The 2,069-nt window shown below is 52.5% G+C and carries 1 protein-coding gene and 1 pseudogene; both read left to right on the top strand.

What is annotated here, in order from left to right; genetic code table 11:
• Positions 1–100: 100 nt before the first annotated feature.
• The gene (trpD, locus tag Q0338_RS04675) at positions 101–1,714 is read left to right on the top strand and encodes an anthranilate phosphoribosyltransferase (RefSeq protein ID WP_298085742.1); all 1,614 of its coding nucleotides are present in this window, start codon (positions 101–103) and stop codon (positions 1,712–1,714) included.
• A pseudogene (locus Q0338_RS04670) lies at positions 1,711–2,069 on the top strand (phosphoribosylanthranilate isomerase); the annotation flags it as partial. The gene trpD and the pseudogene Q0338_RS04670, both read left to right, overlap by 4 nt.

The following is a 2,069-nucleotide window of genomic DNA, read 5'->3' as shown; positions in this document are numbered from 1 at the left end:
AAATTTGGCGACGGGAGTTACCTCGTCGGTAATGACCGAGCCAAATTTAAAAGCAACGAAGTATAGGGCAAAAAGACAAGCCGCAAAAAAGGAGAAAATTTTGATTTTATTGATAGATAATTATGACAGCTTCGTTTTCAACGTGGAGCAGTATCTACGCGAACTAACCGACGAAGAAGTGCGCTGCGTGCGCAACGACAAGATCACGCTGGATGAGATCCGCAGGCTAAATCCGAGCAAAATCGTGCTAAGCCCGGGCCCAAAACACCCGCAAGATAGCGGCATTTGCCTAGAGATTTTACGAAGCGATATCGCGGCGCCAGTGCTTGGTATCTGCCTCGGACATCAGGCGATCGGGCTCGTTTACGGCGCCAAAATCAAACGCCTAGAAAAGCCCTATCACGGCAAAACTTCGCTCATAAAAGTTAGCCGCAAAGAGCCGTTATTTACGGGGCTGCCCGATGAATTTGAGGTCATGCGCTACCACTCGCTTTACGTGGACGAGCTACCGTCAAATTTGCAGGCTTCAGCCGTGAGCGAGGACGGCGTAGTGATGGCGCTTAGCGCGAAAGACAGGCCGATTTTTGGCATCCAGTTTCACCCCGAGAGCTACTTCACGCAGTACGGCAAAAAAATCATCGAAAATTTCATAAACTACGAAGCAGCGCCTGCGGCAGACGTCGCCAAAGAGCCAAAGATCCGCCCGCTCAAGCCGTTTCTAATCAAACTGCAAGAAAACGAGCGGCTAGACGACCGCGACTTTGAGCAAATTTGCGAAATCATCGCGAGCAAAGAGTACGAGATCACGCAGCTAGCCGCGCTTTTGGTGCTAATCAGCGAAAAAAGCCTCTATCCGCAAAGCCTAGCAAGCCTGGCTAAAAACATCCTAAAATACTCGCAGACCTACCGCGATCCCTCGCCGATGATCGATCTTTGCGGCACGGGCGGCGACGGCTTTAAGACGATAAATATCTCAACCACCGTCGCGTTTATCCTCGCAAGCCTGGGCGTCAAAGTCGCAAAGCACGGAAACAAAGCCGTTTCTAGCAAATCAGGCAGCTCAGACGTGCTGGAAATTTTGGGCGTTAAGAGCTCAAATTCGCTCCTGCGACAACGCGAGCTGCTAAACGACAAAAATTTAGCCTTTTTCCACGCGCCGTTTTTCCACCCGCTAGTGGGCGAGGTGCGCGAAGTGCGCCAGCGCCTAGGTATCCGCACGGTTTTTAACGTGCTAGGCCCGCTGCTAAATCCAAATTTAGCGCTCAAAAATCAGCTAGTAGGCGTCTATCATAAGCCAGTTTTGCGCCTATACGCCGAGACGTTACAGCTACTTGGACGCGAGCGAGCGCTGGTAGTTCGCGGCGAGGACGGACTAGACGAGATCAGCCTATGTGACGAGACGCGCGTCGTGGAGCTACGCGGCGGCCAGATCAGCGAGTACAGCATCACGCCCGAGCAGTTTGGCTTCAGACGGGCGTTTCACAGCGAGATCGAGGGCGGCACGCCTGAGCAAAACGCCGAAATTTTAAAGCAAATTTTAAAAGGCGAGATTAGCGGACCGAAATTTGACGTAGTCGTGCTAAACGCGATGTTTGCGCTCTATGCCGCTGGCGTCGCTGATAGCCCAGCGCAGGCAAAAGAGGTCATCCTGGACGCGATAAAAAGCGGCAAAGTTTATCGCTATTTTGAGGACTACGTGCGAGGCGAAGCGTGACGCTGGTTAAAATTTGCGGTATCAAAACGCCTGCGGAGGCGCGCGACGTGGCGAGTTTGGACGTTGATTTTTTGGGCGCGATATTTGCTAAAAGCAAACGGCGGGTGAGCGCACGGACGGCGCGCGAGATAGCGAACATCGCGCATGCGGCGGGCAAAAAATGCGTCGGCGTTTTTGCCGGGCAAAGCGACTGCGAGATAATGGAAATCTGCGAATTTGTCCCGCTTGACGTCGCGCAGATCCACGGCGAGGTTAGCTCAAATTTATACGCAAATTTAAAAGCGATGGGACTAGAGGTTTGGCGCGTTTATAGCGTGCTAGACGCGCTTCCAGCCATAGATACCGCGCTTTGCGA

It is taken from the genome of uncultured Campylobacter sp., from assembly GCF_938018145.1.
GTDB lineage: Bacteria > Campylobacterota > Campylobacteria > Campylobacterales > Campylobacteraceae > Campylobacter_A.
This window is presented reverse-complemented; position numbering and strand designations above follow the sequence as displayed.